The 19520-nt window shown below is 56.6% G+C and carries 15 protein-coding genes and 1 pseudogene; 9 read left to right on the top strand and 7 right to left on the bottom strand.

Going from position 1 to position 19520, the window contains the following annotated elements:
• Positions 1-4 precede the first annotated feature (4 nt).
• The 5 genes from PIB16_RS11365 to PIB16_RS11345 all read left to right on the top strand — a co-directional run bounded on the left by PIB16_RS11365 (position 5) and on the right by PIB16_RS11345 (position 9288).
• On the top strand, positions 5-1039 hold the full coding sequence (locus PIB16_RS11365) for a hypothetical protein (RefSeq protein WP_174000579.1): 1035 nt from the start codon (positions 5-7) through the stop codon (positions 1037-1039).
• A gap of 1334 nt (positions 1040-2373) precedes the next feature.
• Positions 2374-2820, top strand: coding sequence for a hypothetical protein (locus tag PIB16_RS11360; protein ID WP_162934232.1), 447 nt, complete (start codon positions 2374-2376; stop codon positions 2818-2820).
• Between the two features lie 111 nt (positions 2821-2931).
• Positions 2932-8520, top strand: a complete 5589-nt coding sequence (locus PIB16_RS11355) for an RHS repeat-associated core domain-containing protein (RefSeq protein ID WP_174000577.1) — start codon at positions 2932-2934, stop codon at positions 8518-8520.
• 26 nt (positions 8521-8546) lie between these two features.
• On the top strand, positions 8547-8897 hold the full coding sequence (locus PIB16_RS11350) for a DUF6984 family protein (protein ID WP_125146017.1): 351 nt from the start codon (positions 8547-8549) through the stop codon (positions 8895-8897).
• Entirely contained in the window at positions 8869-9288 is a 420-nt protein-coding gene (locus PIB16_RS11345; protein WP_125146018.1) for a hypothetical protein, read from the top strand. The genes PIB16_RS11350 and PIB16_RS11345 overlap by 29 nt, the downstream gene beginning before the upstream one ends.
• 319 nt (positions 9289-9607) lie before the next feature.
• On the opposite strand, the gene PIB16_RS26770 is transcribed toward PIB16_RS11345, so the two are convergent.
• A complete protein-coding gene (locus PIB16_RS26770) occupies positions 9608-9817 on the bottom strand; it encodes a hypothetical protein (protein ID WP_420868492.1) in 210 nt (69 codons plus the stop codon).
• 165 nt (positions 9818-9982) lie between these two features.
• Here PIB16_RS26770 and PIB16_RS11340 point away from each other — a divergent pair.
• Positions 9983-10462 (top strand): annotated as a pseudogene (locus PIB16_RS11340) (SDR family NAD(P)-dependent oxidoreductase); the annotation flags it as partial.
• Between the two features lie 104 nt (positions 10463-10566).
• Here PIB16_RS11340 and PIB16_RS11335 read toward each other — a convergent pair.
• The 6 genes from PIB16_RS11335 to PIB16_RS11310 all read right to left on the bottom strand — a co-directional run bounded on the left by PIB16_RS11335 (position 10567) and on the right by PIB16_RS11310 (position 16362).
• Positions 10567-11352, bottom strand: coding sequence for an inositol monophosphatase family protein (locus tag PIB16_RS11335; protein WP_125146019.1), 786 nt, complete (start codon positions 11350-11352; stop codon positions 10567-10569).
• Entirely contained in the window at positions 11349-12245 is an 897-nt protein-coding gene (locus tag PIB16_RS11330; protein WP_080857957.1) for a glycerophosphodiester phosphodiesterase family protein, read from the bottom strand. Before PIB16_RS11330 ends, PIB16_RS11335 begins: the two co-directional genes overlap by 4 nt.
• Before the next feature lie 46 nt (positions 12246-12291).
• Positions 12292-13155, bottom strand: coding sequence for an ABC transporter permease (locus PIB16_RS11325; RefSeq protein WP_125146020.1), 864 nt, complete (start codon positions 13153-13155; stop codon positions 12292-12294).
• The gene (locus tag PIB16_RS11320; RefSeq protein ID WP_174000603.1) at positions 13155-14009 is read right to left on the bottom strand and encodes an ABC transporter permease; all 855 of its coding nucleotides are present in this window, start codon (positions 14007-14009) and stop codon (positions 13155-13157) included. Before PIB16_RS11320 ends, PIB16_RS11325 begins: the two co-directional genes overlap by 1 nt.
• Entirely contained in the window at positions 14009-15049 is a 1041-nt protein-coding gene (locus PIB16_RS11315) for an ABC transporter ATP-binding protein (RefSeq protein ID WP_080857954.1), read from the bottom strand. Before PIB16_RS11315 ends, PIB16_RS11320 begins: the two co-directional genes overlap by 1 nt.
• Before the next feature lie 83 nt (positions 15050-15132).
• Positions 15133-16362, bottom strand: coding sequence for an ABC transporter substrate-binding protein (locus PIB16_RS11310; RefSeq protein ID WP_125146022.1), 1230 nt, complete (start codon positions 16360-16362; stop codon positions 15133-15135).
• A gap of 145 nt (positions 16363-16507) precedes the next feature.
• Here PIB16_RS11310 and PIB16_RS11305 point away from each other — a divergent pair, with 145 nt between their 5' ends.
• The 3 genes from PIB16_RS11305 to PIB16_RS11295 all read left to right on the top strand — a co-directional run bounded on the left by PIB16_RS11305 (position 16508) and on the right by PIB16_RS11295 (position 19413).
• Positions 16508-17656 carry an ROK family transcriptional regulator gene (locus PIB16_RS11305; protein WP_271045627.1) on the top strand — a complete coding sequence of 383 codons (1149 nt, stop codon included), beginning with the start codon at positions 16508-16510 and terminating at the stop codon, positions 17654-17656.
• A 197-nt stretch (positions 17657-17853) separates the two neighbouring features.
• Positions 17854-18360 (top strand): RNA polymerase sigma factor, encoded by a 507-nt coding sequence (locus tag PIB16_RS11300; RefSeq protein ID WP_271045626.1) that lies wholly within the window; start codon positions 17854-17856, stop codon positions 18358-18360.
• A gap of 84 nt (positions 18361-18444) precedes the next feature.
• On the top strand, positions 18445-19413 hold the full coding sequence (locus PIB16_RS11295) for a FecR family protein (RefSeq protein ID WP_271045625.1): 969 nt from the start codon (positions 18445-18447) through the stop codon (positions 19411-19413).
• The last annotated feature ends 107 nt before the right edge of the window (positions 19414-19520 follow it).

Here is a 19520-nt window from a genome sequence, read left to right as displayed (position 1 = left end):
ACCCGTGCAAGCTACCCGACTTCTGCCGAAGGATCAGGCTCCGCCGTTAAGAGTAGGTGGCCCCGCCGCCGTTCTGACAAAATTCGATCGATTGAGCTTCGTAGTTTTGTGGAATCTTGACTGCGGCGGATGCCTTCCTATCGTCCAGGAACTCGCTGAGATCGGTGCTGAACATAACGTGCCGTGTCACGGTGTCGCGGTAATGGTACGGGATACGAACGCTTGCGCATTGGCTATCGAGCAAGGGGCGTCAAAAGCGATACTTGCCTTGGAACAACCCGGCTCGCAGAGTTCGGCGTTATTCCGAGGGTTGGTCACGAGGACGTGGCTGGAGGCGAGTGGACAAGGCGGCCTACCCGCGGGTTTTGTGATCGACAGCTCGAACTCAATTATCTGGATGGGAGACCCGAACGATCTAAAAGCGGATCTTCCATCCATCTTCGACGGAAGCTGGAATGTCGATGCCGCGAGGGAACGATGGGCATCACGGGTGGCCACCAGCGATGTCAGAAAGCTCCAATTGGGCCGGGATCTGTTTGACAGACTTGCCTTCGGAGATTTTAACGAGGCGCTTGAAATCATCGAAATTATGGAACGTGAGCTGCCATCCGTCTCGGGTGAAACTGATTTTTGTATTTTCAAACTGACGGCATTGATCGGATTGGACCACGATACCGCAACAGAATTTTACGAGGATTGTTCGGCACAGTTTATCGGAAACGTCCAAGCTCAAGCCGGATTGGCGAGTTGCATTTTCGCCCGGATGCCATCCAATAAAAAAGCCCTGTCCATTGCGATTTCGCGACTGACGGCCACAGAGGCGATTTTGCAAAACAACACCGATGGCCGTCTCGAAACGCACTATCTTCGTATCACACTCAGTTTGACGCTGGCAGACGCGCATAAACGGTATGGTTCGAATGAAGCAGAAGATTACTTCGACCGCGCATTGGTTATGTCGCAGACTGAAAAGGTCCCGGAGCGCGTACGCCTGAGGATCGCCAATGAAATAGAGAGAATTCGGAATATCAATGTTTGACGTTTGGGCATATGATCCGAACAGAAGCCAAACCGTTTTTGAGCGCGCAAATTGGACACGAAAACTTATTATTCAAGCCGGTGGTTTTCCATTTTTGGAGCGGCAATTTTACTTCCTATGACATGGGTCCTATTCTCTATTTCGACGTTGAGTCATATTTCAGGTGTCTTCTTCGGTCTGCTGTCTTTGATGTTTGCTTGGTTCTCGACGATTTACCTTTCTAGCATATTCAGACGCTCCAAGGTCACCCTCGCGCCAGAAGGGTTCACGGTTCGGCGCGTGTTAAGCAAGCCTGTTTTTGTCGCGTGGCAGGATGTGAAGTCAGTTCATACCATATATATTCGGGGTTTCTTTCCAGTCGTTACATGGCATCCCAACCGAAAGCCCGAACGGTCACCTGTGTTGAGTTTTTTATTCGATGGTCGAGCGTTCCCGGTCCGCTCAGGGTTTTATGCAAACTCTTTTCTCAAAGAGTTAGAGAAGTTTCACGAGGCTTATGGTGGCCCACACGGCCAAGCGCTCGGAGACCATTAATTCGATACGTGCTGGACATTCGACAGAGCGACGTTCTTGGTCGGGCAGACGCGCCAAATCCTCGTCCAGTTTGCTCAGCCGTATTCATCCATCGAGGTTGATTTTCGTCCTGTTGGTTTGTCCAAATCAGGAGCGTAGCGTATAAAAAGCTTTCCGAGGAGAAGAACCGTGGATTTGTTGAACACGCCGCCTTTGTCAGCTAGTTGAGTGTCATGGAGGTTCGGTTGCCGGCGTTATCATACTGGTAGATCCCGGAGTTGCCCGTAGGATTGGCGTCTCCTCGAATTCCGCCGACGCTGTCGTATGTATAAGTTATCGTTCCCGGTGTCGCAGCTTCGGCGAGTTTAGGCGTAGGTAGAAAAAGATAGCTCACAGCCGCAGTCACGACCGCTGCCGTGCACGTAAGGTAGGGCAAATATTGCCGGATCACTGAGGCACAGTGGGTCATGCGAACTCCCGAAGTTAGCGCGGAACTCTCACAAATATTGCCATTTGAGATCAGGCATCGATCATAGTCCGGAAATGTGTGAAATTCAATCCATCCGTGTAGTCGCTAACTTAATATTCTTTTCTCTAAATACGCGCCACACGATTTGTCTGGCGGATTCGGAAAAATTATATTTTAAATCAATTAGTTGCTGCGAGACTTCGAGTAATTTTTGAATATTTCTTGATCCTGTGTTTTAGCTCAAAGAATATTGAATTCGCGGCCTCAAAATAAAAAATCAACTAAGGATTGACAACGCTTCCGTCATCAGACACCGTATGATCATGTACTAATGAACTTTGGGGGATAGTACATGACACTCCATGCTAAAGCACGAGCCATGCTTGTCGCCGTCACGTTGACGGGGGCATGCACTGCATCCGCACAACAGGCATCAATTCCCGATCAACCGTTAATCGGCAACCTGAAGATGCCGTCGATGACGCCGGAGCAGGCCGAAGAGGTTCTCAAATCTCGAAAACTGCCCCCAATTGACCCAGTGCCTGTCGCGGCTCAGTCGCGAACGGGCAATCAGCCGCTCATGAAATTTAATATCAAAGCTATACTTGGGCATGAGTTGCCGGAAGGCGATACGACGCCACACGGCATGAAGCGCGCCGATTTCGCTATTGCTTCACCCGACGCGCCAGCGCTGGAAAGCAAACTGCGCAACGATGCGCTAGGCCCTGACATTATCATGCGCCCCCTGCCTGCAGGGACCGCCGTTGAGGAAAAGCCTCCGGTAATCGGGCTGCCCTAACCAATTCGTTCCGATCCCGCAGACTTATCAACACTCAAGATCATCAGACCTGTCTAACTCAACGTTGGAGTTCCGGCGATGCGAAGCTGTGCCTTTTCATGCGGAAGATTAATGCTCGCGTTCGTATTGGCCATTACCTCTTTCGTGACAGCGTTCCTGATCCCGACAGAACCAGTCCGGGCGGCTCCCGGCGTCGTCACGCTAAGTTGCACGCCACCGGCAGCCGATCCCGAAATCGCGGAACTGGCCCGGGCGTTGAATTACAACTTAAGTCAAATCTACGAGTACATTTACTACAACATCGAGTTCTCGCCGACCTTTGGGCTCAAAAAAGGGGCATTACAAACGCTTCTCGACAAGCGGGGAAACAATGCGGACCAGAACCAGCTGTTCGTGACGCTTTTGCGTCAGTCCTGCATCACGGCAAACTTCCGTTATGGCAATGCCAATCTTTCCGGAGCAGCAGTTTCGAATCTGCTCGGCGTCGATGATGACGCGGCATTGATTGATCAGGCGCTCGGAAACGGATCTATTCCCAATTGCATCCGCATGACGGTTGGCGGCGCATGTGTGACATCGGGACTCAACCCGGCACAGGTCACGCTTACGATGCTGAACACGGAAGCGACCGTGGGCACGACAACGTACAGACTTGATCCATCATTCAAGTCTTTCCAGTACTATCAGGCGATAGATGTCGCGGCGGCGATGGGTTACGACCGTTCGGCGTTTCTGACTGCGGCGACAGCCGGATCTTCGACCGTCTCGGGCTTGCCTGCAGGTGTCACCTCGCTCAAGAACGTCAACAAGACGAATATCAGTACTCAACTGAACACATACGCAGCTACGCTCGCCAGCTATATCGGGACCAATCACGCTGCCGCATCAATGGCCGAAATCTTCGGCGGCCGCGTTATCACAAATACCAACTATGGCTCGACATTCGACCCGCTGACCTCGACGTGCAGCGAGATATCAGCCTGCGGACCAGCGACGAATTCACTCCGCACTGCAATCACGGTCGCAATCTCGGACAATGGTACGAGCCCGACGGTTACGAAGACCTACTTCACCGATGAAATCGCTGGCAAAAGGCTAACGCTAACCTACAGTTCGTCCAAACAACCGATCCTGAAACTCGACGGAACAACAGTGGGCACCGGCACCGCGACGGCTGCAACGTCCCAAACCATTACCTTCACCGTCTCGATGCCATATGCCACCCTGTTCAACAATTACAGCGTCACGGGAAGAGTGTCCGTCGGTACCACTTATGCATATGTTCTGGTGCTCTCGGCCGGTGAGATCGGTCGAGACGCAGTGACGCGTTTTCAGAGAAAGGTTTCAGCGGCGGTAGCGAGTGGTGCGGCATCCACATCCGAGGAGGTAATGGGCGGAAACCTTGCGACCATTAGCGCAGCTTTCTTTGCGCAAGCCTATGAGAGCTCGAGGGTGGCCGACACCTTGTTCAACATCGCAAGAACTGCCCATGCTGATATGGGTATCGTCGGCTGGAACAGCGGCGCGTATATCGATATTCGTGCGAGCCTTGGAAGTTCCAACAAGAAGAAGGCGAGCGTGTCCGATGCGACATGGGCTGGCCTTTTTTATGCTGCCGCAACGCGTATTGCCACGCTTGAATCCTCCACGGTTAAACAGATGCAGTCCGTCGAAGCGGTATCGACGCCGCGTATGTTCGACTACACGAATGGAGCCGGCGCGGGCTTCATTGAGGCAAACGACTCGAACTGGCTTTCGGTTGTCAGACCGCTCCTCAGCGGATGGGCGACTGCCGATCTAAACAACATCGACGCGTTCTTCGCAGCACCGAGCAGCGGGGTGAGGACGCTCGTAATTCCGCAAAATGGCTCCCGAACCGTCAACGCGTGGGTCGGGAATGGCTACTACCAGAAGGAAGAGGTGTATTCGGGCAGCACTTATGTCTCAAGTGCGTATTCAGCGAGGATCGCAGGCGGCTATAAAGGAGGTTACTCTTCTGTACAGACGTCTTTGCGAAACTCCTTTGCTGCGAGCGCATTGACAAACCAGACACAATTCCGGCCGCCGTCGTCTTTAGATCCGATAGATCTTCGTTCGGGGAGTTTCTATTACGACCACGATGATATTTTCGTGGGCTCGCGCGCCTTTCCTTTCGGGCTGACAGTGTCACGGAACTATGACTCTGGTCGCCGCACTAGCAAAACAGCCCTGGGATATGGCTGGCGACACAATTTCATGCTTTCTGCTTACAGAGACAGCGATCCGTACGAAGCTTTTGGAGATCGCAACCCGCTGGCCGCGGTGACGACGGTTGCAGCATCCTACGTCATCGGTGACGTGCATAGCTCTACAGCCACGCCTGAGATAACCCGCGCTGTCACGGCTTCGCTAGCTGCCAGCTGGCTGATGGATCAGTTGGTTGAAAATGCCGTTACCGTTGAGACCAATGAAGGAACACGACGGTTTGTGCGAATTCCAACCGCGTCTGGAACGTTCACCTATGTTCCCCCACCCGGCGACGGTTCGACATTGACTCTGCCCGCGACAGGTAATGCGGCTGTCATCACTGATAAAAACGGCATCGTCACAACCTTTGATACAGATGGCTTTATCGCTTCGTGGAAGGACAAGAACAACAACACAGTCACTTTCACCTATGCGGGATCGGGGGCGAGCAAGAGGCTATCCACCGTCGCAAACGGCATGGGTCGCACGCTGACTTTCAGCTACAACAGCTCAAATCAACTGACGGGAATTACCGACGGAACGCGAACAGTAAACTATACCTACGATTCTGCCGGAAATCTGGCCACGTTCAAGAACGCCCTAACCGCCACGACGACCTATGATTATACCGCCGGTCTTGGGCTTCTCACCAAGGTCTTCAACCCGGCATTTCCGGCATCGCCCTTCGTTACCAATGCTTATGATCCATCCGGCAAAATCCTCACCCAGACCGATGCGCTCAATAACGTCTGGTATTATATGTTTGCCAATGGTTTCCGGGGGCAGGAGGTCGATCCCCTCGGGAATACCCGGGCCCTGTACTATGACCGAAATGGAAACCTTACCGACGACATCGATCAAGCCGGGGGCCATTACATCTACAAATATGATGGCGTTGGCAGGCGCATTCGCACAATCCGGCCGCTCGGGAACTATACGAGCTACACATATGATACGAAATCAAACATCCTGAACCAGACAAAAACGCCGATTCCTGGCTCACTAGACCCACTGACCGGGCTGCCAATGACTCCGATAACCGAGAGCTGGACTTACACGGCTCTCTCAAAGCCCGATACCTATACAGACCCACGCGGCGGTGTGACGACCTACACCTATGACAGCAATGGCAATCAACTCACCGTCACTCAGCCTGCCGTCTCCAAGCCCGGTGTTTCCGGCACAGTTCAACCTGTGACAACGACGACATACAACGCGCGTGGTCTGCCGTTGACGATCACCGATCCCGAAAGCCGGGTGACCGCCTTCACCTACAACACGACGAACTTCAACCTGCTGACGAAGGTGGAGGATTCCGGGACTGGCCGACTGAACCTGACAACGACCTATACCTATGACACGGTTGGCAACCAGATCACCGTAAAGGACGCGAAGAACAACACGACGACCAATGGTTACGACAATGAAAGACGGCTCACCCAGATCACCCCACCGTCTCCATTCGCGGCGAGCCTGACGCAGTATGTCTATGACACGAATGGAAACAGAACGGATGTAAAGCAGGCAACGGGTATTTCCGGAAGCCCTTGGCTCACCACGACGACCGCATACAATGCCGCGAACAAGCCAACAGTCGTCACCAAACCCGATAGTAGTACGTCGACGACGGCCTATGACGTGGTTGGTCGTGTTTCAACAGTCACGTCATCGTCCGGACGACAAGTGTTGACGGCCTACGATGCCGTGTCACGCATTACACAAATTACCGATCAGGTTTCTGGAGCGCTCGACCCGTCGATTACTGCCAACCTCGGACCGGTCGTGCGAGAAACACGAACATACTTTCAGGGTGGATTGCTTGCGACTCTGAAAGACGGCAAAAACAACACGCTGACCTATCAGTATGATGGCTTCGAGCGGCAGGCGCGGATAAATTATCCCGATATCGCAACCGTTCCGGCTGACTACGAATTCCTTGTCTATGACAAGGCCGACAACCTGCTTGCCTTCCAGCGTCGCGGTGGCTCCCAGATCTGGTACACATATGACGCTTTGAACAGACGATTGAGCAAGGCACCGACAAGCGCGGCCACCATAAGCTATGGATATGACTATAGTGGGCGCATGCTTGCAGCGACGAACGGATCGAGTTCGAGTTCGTCTCTGACATTCGGCTATGATACAGCAGGGCGGCAAACCAGCGAAGTGAGTGGTCTCTTCAGCACCAGTTCGTTTGTTTTGGATGCCAACGGAAATCGAACAAGATTGACTTTGCCCACCTCGGTCGGTACCGCCAACGTTTTCTCGTATGAGTTCGATAATCTGAACCGATTGACGAATGTCTATAACGGCACGGTATCTGCGGCCAATCGTGTCGTCGGTTACACTTACGATACGGTCGGCCGGCGCTCTGCCTCTTCATATGGGCCGAGTTCGGCTCCGGTAAGCTCGACGTCCGCGACCTTTAACGCCGTCAGCCTTCCCGCAACTATCAATTATACATGGAATGGTTCGACGCTTGGTCTTACCTACGCGTACAATGCGGATCAGCAGCGGAAAAGTCTGACGGCGACCGACGACACGTTCTTACCGTCCGGGCTTGCGGCGCTGACAAAATCTTACACGTCGAATGTTCTCAACCAGTATAGCGTCGTATCGGGAACAACCCACACATATGACTCACGCGGCAATCTGACGTCCGACGGCACATGGACTTTCGGTTACAATACTGAAAATCAGTTGGCGACCGCGACCGGTTCCGGCCAGACCATAACCTTCGCTTACGACGCCCTCGGTCGACGCTTCCTGAAACATGTGACCGTCGGTTCCACGACAACGACGACAGGCTGGCTTTCTGTCGGGGATCAGGAAATGGCCGAATATTCCGGCGTTGGCACGATCTCTATCAATCGGCGTTTTGCCTATGGGGTGGGGCTGGATGAGCCCATCGCCAGCTTCAGCACATCAAACGTTCCAACCTACCAATTTAGCGACGCGCTCGGATCGGTGATCGCGCTGACAAACTCCGCGGGTCAGGTCGTTGAGAAGCACGCTTATACAGCCTATGGTATTGAGAAAGTAACCGGCACGAACACTGCTGCTTACCGATTTGCGGGACGGCGGTTGGATCTGGAGACCGGGATCTACTACAATCGTGCGCGGTTTTATTCACCTACGCTTGGGCGATTCCTACAACCGGATCCGATTGGAACTGATGATGACGTTAATCTATATATTTATGTTAAAAATGATCCTGTCAACTTGGTGGATCCCCTTGGATTAAGCGCGGCAAGCTACGACGTTGCAGCCGAGTTTGGGCATGGATCAAGGCATGTTAATCCGGCAATAGTCCCGGGCCTGCAGAGTGCGATCAGTAGAGCGCTCCCACAGACAATGCCGATGGGGATATATGGTGTGGGCGTGATATACTATGGAGGTCAACCGTATGAATTTAGGTATTATGGCCTCGGTAGTTACGTAAATGTTGGAACGTACTTTCCCATTGTGAGATGAGGTAGGGCACTTGTATGTCACGGGACTTGAGCGACGAAGAAAAAAAGCTTTTGCGCACGTTGGTTGGAGAGCGACCGCCGTTTGCCGTAGAATTTGAAAAACAGTTGGAGGGCTGTCTCGCCGATGAAGTGGAGGATGGAGGGTTAGAACTCAAACCCGTTAGAGGCAATAGAATTAAAACTCATGACACTGTCCTTGGAAGTGGCTCGATCTATGATGTTGACGGCGTGCCAGTAATATTTGATCTGCTTCAGTACGATGGATACATTGCTAAATTACTCATTGAAAAAGCAGATTCCAGTCAAATTAAGAGCGTTTTAGATTACCAACAGGTTATGGCACTAGGATATGGAAGAGGGATCACTTTGGAGCGGTAGTCTCATCAACAAAGAAGCAATGAAGGCTGCCATTTTGCAAGGGCATGTTCAACTTGGACCTGAAAAACCCGTAAGCTATCTTCCGCTCAACACGATTGAAAATATGTTGGGGTTAACTGTCGACAGGTACCGAGAAATGCTTCGGGCAGGAGGCAACGAAAGCATGCTATTCGAGGATCAGCAATGCGCGATAAACTCGGGTGCGGTTTACGGTTATAACGTTCCGGCATTGGGAGTACTGCTCAGGCAGTTTAATTCAATACTGATTGCAAATGGCTGGCCGGATGCGCCGGAGCAATTCGTCGAAAAAATTGCACGCAACTGGGTTGAAGACGTTGACGCCCCTCTTCTCTTAATAATCCGCGCCGCATTTGGAGACAACGGAGATTAAACGCGCGACTTTGTGCGTAATGAGCGAATGGCACTGGGATCACTCAGGCCGCTAACGACCGGGAGATAGAAAAAGACGCATATAATCACCATTAAAAATCGCGTTCGCAAAAAAGCTGGACCGTATCGACGTGAGCATTCCTTCCAACGCAACTGAGGGGGCTCGGCTTAGCGGCGCTTGTAGAGAACGAGCTGTACAAATACTTCGCAGGCACAGTCCTCGTATTCCGCTCACGCAAGGTGGATCGCCCGAAGCTGATCTATGGGAAGATAGCGGACCGGTGATAGCCTACAGCACTTCTCGTTTCCGAATCGAACTCTCAAAGGAGATGGAACTGGCTTATGTCCACTGAATCAAGCGACGTCTCAATTGCTGAGCCATCATCCTTATAAACTTCCAACTCATGGAGCTTACCCTCTACGACATGCAGAAGGACATTCACGGCAGGACGATAATCCACACCTTCCGCATCAAAGTAATATCCCTCCGTGGGAAGCCGCTGTTGTAAATTGGCGAGTGGGCCGGACACCCTAAACAGGAGGCTACCTTCTGTGTCTATAGCTGACACTCTCGCTGTTTCCAGCTGACTGCGTAGAGCTTCCGCTACAAGAAACCCTTTTTGCCAGTAACAGCTCAATGAGCTGACGTTCGCTATTGGTCAGATCACGCCACGCCTGAGCGCTTTTGAAGCGACCCCATGTCGGCAATCCGCACGATCTTCGACACCAATAGTTTCGGTGGTCCCTATGACGCAGGGGATAATCCCGCAGATGCGAAAGCGCCGATCAGGCACCATCATCAACGTCACATCCAGCGCCACGCTCGCCTCCTTCCCGCTCGCCGCCGCCTACACCGCCAGCAAGCAGGCAATCCAGGGTTTCTCCGGCTCGCTCGCGCATGAGCTCGGTCATTTCAACATCCGGGTGAAACTGGTGGAACCGGGCTATGCCCCGACCACCCGCTTCACGACGAACGCCATCCTGCCGCTGGAGCAGCTGCTGCCGGACGATTACATGGACTTTGCAGGCCAATCCTCGAAGGCTTCGCCAAACGGGCCATGACGACCAGCGAAGGCGATGTTGCCGAAGCGATCTGGAGCGCCGTCCTTGACCTATCCGGCCAGCTTCGTTTTCCCGCAGGTCCTGACGCAATTGCGCTGTCTCGGGCGAACTGACGATCGATAGCGGCCTGACCGGACATTGCTCGGTTGCGGCGTTTCAGCCGGCGATATGCAGATGGCAGATGTTTCAGCACATCTGCCATCGACTTTACCAAAGGTCACGCAGGTTCCGCCAGCACTCTTCCCGTAATCTCAGGCCACAACCCCTCCGTCACCGCCATCAATGCCGGCGTTGCGGCGGCGACCCACGGGATGCCGCTACCGGGGCGTATTCCGATACGGACATCGAGACCCGCTTCCCTTGCGAGAACGACGCCGCCGGCGATATCCCACATGGTGGTCAGCTTCTGCAGATGGCCGTCGAAGATGCCGCGTGCGGCAAAGGCAAGGCCGATCGATGTCGAGCGGATGGATTCCACTACCCAGCCCGCATGCCGAAGCCCGACGTTGAGGGCCGCCACCTCCGCGGCATCGGCAGCGGCGCTGTCTCCGAGCGACATGACCTGCACATCCTCGAAAGGCACGTGGCGGGCAAGCGGTTTGCCGTTGAGCATCAGCCCGGTCCCATCAGCCGCCGCGTAGATATCCCCGAAGACCGGGATCGCGACAATGCCGAGTTCCGGCCGGCCACTGCGCACGAAACCGAGCGAAATGCCCCAGAGCGGCGAGCCGCGCAGGAAATTGGCGGTGCCGTCGATGGGATCGATGATCCAGTAGGCATCATCGGCCACACCGCCCATTTCTTCGCCCAGCACGGCTTCGCCCGGAAACGCCGCGGCCAGCCGCTCGCGGATGAGTCTTTCGACCGTAGTGTCGGCTTCCGAGACAAAGTCCTGAAAACCCTTCGTCCGGGTGGCGATGGCATCGCGCGCCTCAAAAAAGCGAAGGGCAAGGCCCATCGCCTCCTCGATGATGGCAACTGCGCCTTCAAGACGTTCGCTCATCGTGCCCACGCTCTGCCTGTCACACCCGCACCCGCGTTCAACCAGCCGGTGAAGGCTTCCACCTCATCCGTCTGGATCGCACCGACGCCGGCCTCGGCGAGAGCGCCCCACACGGCTTCTGGGTCTGCCAGTGCGCGCGTGTCGTTGAAATCGAGGCAATGGGAGACGTCGAGCGTGTTGATCCAGAGACGGATATTCTGGCGCTCCATCTCGGCACGACCTTCGGCCAGATCGGCTATATCGGTGAATTTCACCTCGATCATCGGCGCACGCAACGCCTCGATACGGCGCAAATCTTCGGCGAACTTGCCCTTCCGCACCGGGAACATCGGCATATGCGGGATCTTGCCAAACCAGTCGGCATCCAGCACCTCGAAACGGCCCGCTTCGGGATCGATATCTGTCTTGACCAGCACCTGATCCTCGACGCCAAGCCGCAGCACGGTTTCCATGACCTGCGGCAGATCGCGGGTGAATTTCGTGTCGATATTGACGGTGATCCTGCCGCGCGCCTCTTCCAGCAATTCTTCCAGCGTCGGCACGCATTCATCGGTCACGTCAGCCGCATCGCCGCCCGCACCGGCCTTCAGCTTCGCTGCGCGGACCACCTCGAACGACAGCGCGCTCACGGTTCCCTTGCCCGTCGTGGTGCGGTCGAGCGTTTCGTCATGAATGACGACCAGCCGGCCATCGGCCGTCGCCTGTGTGTCGATTTCGATCATCTCGACGCCGGCCGCGACCGCAGCGCGGACGGAGGCAAGCGAGTTTTCGGCAGTGGCCGTCCAGAAACCGCGATGGGCGATGGTCAGGATGGCCGGATTGTCACGCGAGCAGAGTGCGAGCACATTGCAGGGATTGGAGGTCTTTCGGGAGGTGGCAAGGGTCTGGTGCATGGTTTTCACTTTCGGACGTTGCAATTACCGGGTTTGGCTGCCCGGATCAGATTTTTCCCATGCCCGCCGCCATCAGATCGTCGCGCAGGATGCGGCCGGCGATGATGAAAACGACGAGTGCGGGAAGAAGCAGGATAAAAGAGACGATGGCGGCGAGCGGCAGCTGCATCGAATAGGGATCGAGATACATGTAGAGCTTGATCGGCAGGGTCTCGACGACAGGCGCGCCGACGATGAAGGACTTGTCGAATTCCTCGAAGCTGCCGATGAACGACATTAGCCCGCCGGCCAAAAGCCCGGGCACCGCAAGCGGCAATATGATGTGAATGACGATGCCGACTGTGCCCGCGCCGAGCGAGCGCGCGGCATGGATGAGATCGTCGGGAATGGTCTCCAGCGCCGCTGTCATCAGCCGGATCATCAGCGGCAGGGTGCCGACGATCTGCACGAGAATGACCCCCGTTACCGAATAGGCGAGACCGAAAAGCAGGAATACCTGACCGATGCCAACGGCGACGACGAGCCCGGGAATGATGATCGGCGCCAGAATGAAGATTTCCACCAGCCGTTTCAGCCGGAAGGGAAAACGCGCCATGGCCCAGGCGGTGGGCAAGGCGATGGCCGCAGTCAGGAAGGTGACGACGATGGCGATGAGGATGCTGTTGACCGCAGCGCGGATGAGGCTGCCATCGCTCAGGATGCTCGCCCAGCGCGCCGTGGTGTAATCCTTCGGCACGATGAGCGGTGGCGACCAGCCGTCGGCAATGCTCCAGAGAAACATCAGCGCCAGCGGCACGGCGATGGCGAGCGTCAGCGCGCCATACAGCCCGATCGAGACAAAAATCCGGTCCTCGGGCGTGAAGGCGCGGCGGCGGGGAGTGATGGCGGGGTCGATGGTGATAACACTCATCATGCGTCTCCTCGGTTTTGCCCGGGGCCGATGCGGGATGTGAGGGAATAATAAAGAATAAGCACAGAGACCGCGAAGAGGCTCAGCACCATGCCCATGGCATAGACCTGGTTGAAACGTCCCTGGTTGAATTCCTTGACCATCAGCACCGAAAGCGGCCGAGCCGTCGGCGGACCGACGATGTCGGGGATGGCGTAAGAGCCCATGGAACCGATGAAGGTCAGAAGAACGGCGGCGGTGATGCCCGGCATGGCGAGCGGCACTTCCACGAAGAAGAATGTCTTCAACCGCGAAGCGCCAAGCGTGCGCGAGGCGTAACGTATATCCTCGGGAATGGCGGCAAAGGCGCTGGTGATGATCAGCGTCATGAAGGGTATCTGCTTCCAGACGCTGGCGAGGATGACGCCGACGCCCCAGTCGTCGCGTACGAGCTTGGGCAGTTCGAGCCCGAGCGGCGCGACCAACCGGTCGAGGAACCCGCCCCTTTCGAAAACGACGATCACCATCAGGCCGACGATGATGCCCGGCACCGCCATCGGCAGCTTGTAAAGGCCGCTGAACAGTTTTCGCCCGAGAAAGCTCTTGCGTATCAGAAGCGCCAGCGGCACCGAGGCCGCAAGCGAGACGATGACAGGCATGACGCCGTAATAGATGGAGGTCGTAAGACCACGGATCATCGACGCGCGGGTGAAAATCCGCTCATAGAACATCAGCGTGAAACTGCCATCCTCCTGCCTGAAGCTGCCGATCAGCGCCGACAGCAGCGGCCCGCCGAAGAAGACCAGAAGATACCCAACGCCCGGCAAAAGCAGGAATAGAAGCTGGGCGCGCTTGTTTCGAAGGAGCCCGGCCATCATGCCGCCTCCCCCGCCATCCTGTCATCGAGAAGATGGACCGAACCGGGAAATTGCAGGGCCACCCTTTGCCCGGCGTCGATCAGGGTTTCCGCGCCGGACTGGCTGACCCTTATCTGGCGGCCGCCGATCTCGACCGTATAGAGCGCATTGGCGCCCATGAAGGAAACAGCGGAAACCGTGCCCTCACCGGCCTGATCGGCACGGATCTGGATGTTTTCCGGACGAACGGAAATCTGGACATTGCCGGCGGCAACCCGATCAAGCGTCACGGACTGGCCCCAGGGCAATTGCGCCTGCTGGCCCTCAGCGGAGACCGGCAAAAGATTGGTTTGGCCGAGGAAGCCGGCGGTAAAGGCGTGTTTGGGTGAGCGGTAAAGCTCGAGCGGCGTGCCGATCTCAACCACCCGACCGGCATTCATGACGACGATCCGGTCCGACATCGCCATGGCTTCGGCCTGATCATGCGTCACATAAAGGCTGGTGGCGCCGATGCGGCGGTGAAGCTCGGTCAGCTCATGGCGCAGCGTATCGCGAAGTTTGGCATCGAGATTGGAAAGCGGCTCGTCGAACAGAAGCAGGCTCGGCTGCATGACAATGGCGCGCGCCAGCGCCACCCGCTGCTGCTGGCCGCCGGACAATTGCCGGGGCATGCGATCCACCAGACCGGTGAGATTGCAGATATCAAGCGCATGGGCGATGCGGCGGACCCGCTCATCCTTCGCGACCTTCTTCATCTTCAGCCCGAAGCCGAGATTTTTGGCGACCGACATATGCGGGAAAAGCGCATAGGACTGGAACACCATGGCGATATCGCGCGCTTCCGGCGGCGCCTGATCGATGCGCTTGCCGCCGAGCCGGATTTCACCGCCCGAAGGTTGACTGATACCGGTGAGGATGCGCAAAAGCGTGGACTTGCCGCAACCCGAGGGCCCAAGAATGGTGACGAATTCGCCCCGCTCGACGGCGATCGACACGGGATGAAGCGCCCGGCTCGCCCCGTAGTCCTTGCAGATATTGCTGATCTCAAGTTCGCTCATGGCGAGCCTCCCTCATATTTTTGACCAAGGCTATCCGGACCGTGCAGCCACTTGCGGCACACGATCCGGCAATCCTTGTCGCGTTACTGGTTGAGGACTTTTTCATCGAGCGCTTCGGCAAGCGCTGTCGACATGTCCCAGAAAGCCGGCAGCGACAGGCGCGGATAGACGCTCTGGGGCAGCACATGCTCCTGCACAGCCTTCGGCATCAAATCGTTGGTGACATCGGCGCGTGGAGAACGGGAGGCCTTGTTTTCCAGCTTCCAGAGCTGGAATTCCTTACTCATGGCCATATCGATCAGCAGCAGCGCCGAAGCGACATTGTTGGCGTTGGCCGGCACGAACATGGCGTCCCCAGAGCCAACCTGGCCCTTTTCCAGAAGCGTGACGCGGAAACTGTCGGGCAATTGCTTGGTGCCGAGGAAGCTCATGACCTGATCTTCCCAGACGGTGCCCATGTAAAGCTGCTGATTGTTGATGAGGTTGAGCGTATCGGCATTGCCATTGGTCAGCTCAGCCACGGCCAGAAGACGGCGGTAATAGTCCCAGACAGGCGTAAGGCACTCGGACTCCATCGCCCAGTCTTCGGCCTGCTGCAGCGTCTGGTTATAGTCGGTCAGCTGCTTGCGGCAGTCGCCGGTGAGATAATTGAGAGCCACCGAATAGATAAAACCGCCGCCCGAGCCGCCCTTGGCCGGCAGGGTGACGCCAAGCCGCTTGGGGTTCTTTTCAGCCCAGATGAGAAGATCCTCGAAGCTTTTCGGCACATCCTCGGCCTTCACGAAGGCGGAATCGTAACCTATTGCGGTCTGGTTGAGATGCACCAGCGGGAAGCTGCCGCCATGCGTCTTGCCGAAGACGGTTTCGGCCAGTTCCGGATTGTAGTTGGCCATGTTCGGCAGGATTTTCGTCAGCGCAATATTGCCGACAACACCCTTGGCAGAGAGCAGCGGATAGCTGCCGCCACCGGCGAAATAAGCGTCGACGGGCGAATCCTGCCCTGCCGCGTGCACCGCGATCAGCTGCTGGTTCGCCTGATCGCCCTTCACGTCGCTATAGGCGACCTTGATACCGTATTTGGCTTCGAAACGGGTGATCAGTTCCTTCCACGTATCGGCAAAACTGCCGGCGAAATTATACATCGTCACCGAGCCCTCGGCTTTGGCGGCGGGAACGACGATGTCGTAGAAATTGTCGCGCGTGACCTTCGAAAGATCGAAGTCGAGGTTTTTCATATTGCTGTCAGCGGAAAGGCACGGCGCTGCCGTCGTCGCCAGCGCAAGCGTGGCGATCGCAAGAAATTTCATGCGCATTGAATGGTTCCTCCTGGGGACCCGTTGTAGACCGGCCCCTTATTAATACACTCTAAGTGTAATATTTGTGACAGTCCAGTGAAAAATGCCGTCGCAAACCAATGCCCCGTGTTGCCGCTGCCCCGCACAGCCGTTATCCAAGGCCATGACAACAGATCAGACGCCGCACCAGACCTTCGATCGCCAGCCGCTTGCCAGCGAGAATGAGCGTCTCATTCTGGATATCGTGCGCCGCCATGGGCCCATCGCCCGCGCATCGATCACCGGTCACACGAACCTGACGCAGCAATCCGTGCATCGGCTGATCGAAGGTCTGCTGGAGCGCGGGCTTCTGCGAACCGGCGCGCCGCTCAAGGGCACGCGCGGCCAGCCGAGCCCCACCATCGAACTGGTGCCGGAAGCGGCCTATTCGCTTGGCATTTCCATCAACACCGACTCCGTGGTGATCTGTATCGCCGATCTTCGCTGCGACGTAATTGTCGAGGAAAAACTGAAGATGCTTCCGGAAGACCGGGAGGAGACGCTTGTCGCTTTGTCTCTGGCCCTCGACAGGCTGCTCTCGAAACATCGCATCCCGCGGGAGCGCCTGCTCGGCCTCGGCTTTTCAATGTCCGGCTTCTTCGTGTCGGAAGACCGCGCCTTCAATGCGCCGGAGCCCCTGCGCGACTGGTCGCTGATGGACCTGAAGCCGATCCTCGAAGAGAGGTTCCGGCTGCCGGTCTGGCTGGAGAACAACGCCACCACCGGGGCGATCGGAGAAAGCCTTCGCGGTGTCGGCTCCTGGTGCCAGACCTTTGCCTATCTGTCGTTCAATTACGGTTTCGGCGGCGGGTTGATCCTCAGTGGCCAGCCGTTTCACGGCTTTCATGGCAATGCCGGCGAATTCAGCGGCATATACAGCCCGGATGAATCGCCCAAACGCCCGGCCCTGCAATATCTGATCGCCACGCTCCAGAAAAACGGCGTCGACATCCATTCCATCGAAGCGCTCTATCAGCAATTCGACCCCGCATGGCCGGGCGTCGAGGAGTGGCTCGCCGAGACGATGCCGCAGGTGGACAGGCTGGTGGCGAGCCTGATCGCGGTTCTCGATCCGCAGGCCATCGTCTTTGGCGGGCAATTGCCGCGTGCGCTGGGCCGGATGATGATCGAACGCACGCACATGCCCTCCCGGCGCGAACATCGTTATGGTGTCGGCCCGAAGGAGGCGAAGCTGGTTCTTGGCGAGGCTAAGGGCGATCCCTCGGCTCTCGGCGCGGCGCTGCTGCCGCTCAGGGTGCGTTATTTCCTGTAACTCAGCCCAAACGGCCTGATGTAATCCCGCAACAATCATCACGGAAACGTGAGCCTGATTTCGCCTCCGGTTTTTTACTGGTTGGCAGCTTGCATCCGAAGGCGATAAATATGATTAGAAATATCATGTTTATCGCGACATGACGCAGCATATCCGGCTGCTTCATGCGCCAAGCCAATACGCCACCGGGTCGATTGATGAGCAAAGCCCTGTTACAGGTTCTCGATGCCGAGGAGGAAAGCCGCCTGATGCGGTTTTTCCGCCGGCGCTTGCAGAACCGGGATGACGCCGCCGACGCCATGCAGGAAACCCTGCTGCGGGCGCTGGAGGTTTCTCATGCGACGCTGATCGACAATCCACAGGCCTATCTCTTCCAGATCGCCCGGTCCGTCGCCCGCCTGACCGCCATTCGCCAGTCGCGCGAGCGGCCGTTATTCGCACCTTACGAAGCGGGTTTTGCCGTTGCCTGCGAAGAGCCGGGGCAGGAACGGATCGTCGCCGGGCGCCAGCACCTTATTTTAATGGCGCGGGCCATCGAGGCCCTGCCCAAGCGTTGCCAGCAGGTCTTCGTGCTCAGCCGCCTGCATGGCCATTCCAATGGCGAAATCGCCGCCCGTCTCGGCATTTCCCGCAACATGGTGGAAAAACACATCATCAAGGCGCTGCTGCACTGCCGTCAGGTCCGCGCGCACATAAAAATGTAGACCGGCATCAGGTGTTCGCATCCTTTTTCACTCTATAAGGGAAAAGGACCACATCTCAGCACGCAACAAACGGCAGATCAGGACATGAACAAGCGCCCGGACGGTCTGAAGGATAACGGCTTGACCGATGACGGTCTGGCCGAAGAGGCCGCGCTGTGGGTGGCGCGCATGCAATCGGCAGACGCGACGGAAGCGGAGCGCGAGGTGTTTCATGTCTGGCTGCGGGCCGATGCCGCCCATGCCAGCGCCTATGAGGACATGCAGAGCCTCTGGGGTGAGCTTGGCGATATCGAGCTTGCGCCGGTCGAGCAGCGAAAACGGCGCGGACCTCGACGGGCAATGCTGGCGGGTATTGCCGGTCTCTGCCTCATCGGGCTTGCAGCGCTGTTTGCGGAGAAAAGCGGATTGAAGGACCGCTGGCAGGCGGATTATTACACCGAAATCGGCGAAACACGCATGCTTTCGCTGGAAGACGGCAGCCGCATCAGCCTGAACACCGACACGGCGATTGCCGTTCATTATTCGCAAAAGGAACGGCGCATCACCCTTCTTCGCGGCGAAGCTTATTTCGATGTCGCCAAAAACCCGGAGCGGCCCTTCATCGTCGAGGATGGAGCGCTGACGGCAAAGGCGCTCGGCACCCATTATTCGGTGCGCACCGGCAATGGCGCGCTGCCGCAGGAGGTGCAGGTGGAGGAAGGCCGGGTGGAGGTGACCACAGGCGCCGAGATCGCCGTGCTGACACCCGGAGAGGCCGTGACCCTTGGTGGCGACGGCAGGCTGGTGCGCGCCCGCAAGGATGTCGCCAACAGCATGGCCTGGCGCGAAGGCAAGCTCGTCTTTTCCGGCCAGCCGCTGCGCGAGGTTCTCGATATTCTCTCGCAATATCGCCGGGGCCGCATCGTCATCCTCGATGAGGCGGCGGCGAGGCAGCACGTCTCCGGCATCTTCGACCTCAAGGACACGGATCAGGCGCTCACCATTCTCGAAGAAAGCCTTCCCGTTTCCGTATCGCGACTTTCCGGAATGCTGGTTTTCGTCCGCTCGCGATAAAATAACTTTTTTCGCAGATCCGACGTCAGGAGTCGGCCCGCCTTTTCACTCTAGGCAATCAGGACCCGTTTAAGCGGGGGGCATGAGATCACGAGTGAGAGGGAATG

Source organism: Agrobacterium sp. ST15.13.015 (assembly GCF_027871645.1).
In the GTDB taxonomy this organism is placed as follows: domain Bacteria; phylum Pseudomonadota; class Alphaproteobacteria; order Rhizobiales; family Rhizobiaceae; genus Agrobacterium; species Agrobacterium leguminum.
The sequence above is the reverse complement of the archived record's forward strand: the minus strand, read 5'-3'. Positions and strand labels throughout refer to the sequence as shown.

Bases quoted from the DNA above. Each gene is read 5' to 3' on its own strand.
- PIB16_RS11360 (WP_162934232.1), top strand. From the start codon at position 2,374: ATGACACTCCATGCTAAAGCACGAGCCATGCTTGTCGCCGTCACGTTG.
- PIB16_RS11355 (WP_174000577.1), top strand. From the start codon at position 2,932: ATGCTCGCGTTCGTATTGGCCATTACCTCTTTCGTGACAGCGTTCCTG.
- PIB16_RS11345 (WP_125146018.1), top strand. From the start codon at position 8,869: ATGGAAGAGGGATCACTTTGGAGCGGTAGTCTCATCAACAAAGAAGCA.
- PIB16_RS11335 (WP_125146019.1), bottom strand. From the start codon at position 11,352: ATGAGCGAACGTCTTGAAGGCGCAGTTGCCATCATCGAGGAGGCGATG.
- PIB16_RS11330 (WP_080857957.1), bottom strand. From the start codon at position 12,245: ATGCACCAGACCCTTGCCACCTCCCGAAAGACCTCCAATCCCTGCAAT.
- PIB16_RS11325 (WP_125146020.1), bottom strand. From the start codon at position 13,155: ATGAGTGTTATCACCATCGACCCCGCCATCACTCCCCGCCGCCGCGCC.
- PIB16_RS11320 (WP_174000603.1), bottom strand. From the start codon at position 14,009: ATGGCCGGGCTCCTTCGAAACAAGCGCGCCCAGCTTCTATTCCTGCTT.
- PIB16_RS11315 (WP_080857954.1), bottom strand. From the start codon at position 15,049: ATGAGCGAACTTGAGATCAGCAATATCTGCAAGGACTACGGGGCGAGC.
- PIB16_RS11310 (WP_125146022.1), bottom strand. From the start codon at position 16,362: ATGCGCATGAAATTTCTTGCGATCGCCACGCTTGCGCTGGCGACGACG.
- PIB16_RS11305 (WP_271045627.1), top strand. From the start codon at position 16,508: ATGACAACAGATCAGACGCCGCACCAGACCTTCGATCGCCAGCCGCTT.
- PIB16_RS11300 (WP_271045626.1), top strand. From the start codon at position 17,854: ATGAGCAAAGCCCTGTTACAGGTTCTCGATGCCGAGGAGGAAAGCCGC.
- PIB16_RS11295 (WP_271045625.1), top strand. From the start codon at position 18,445: ATGAACAAGCGCCCGGACGGTCTGAAGGATAACGGCTTGACCGATGAC.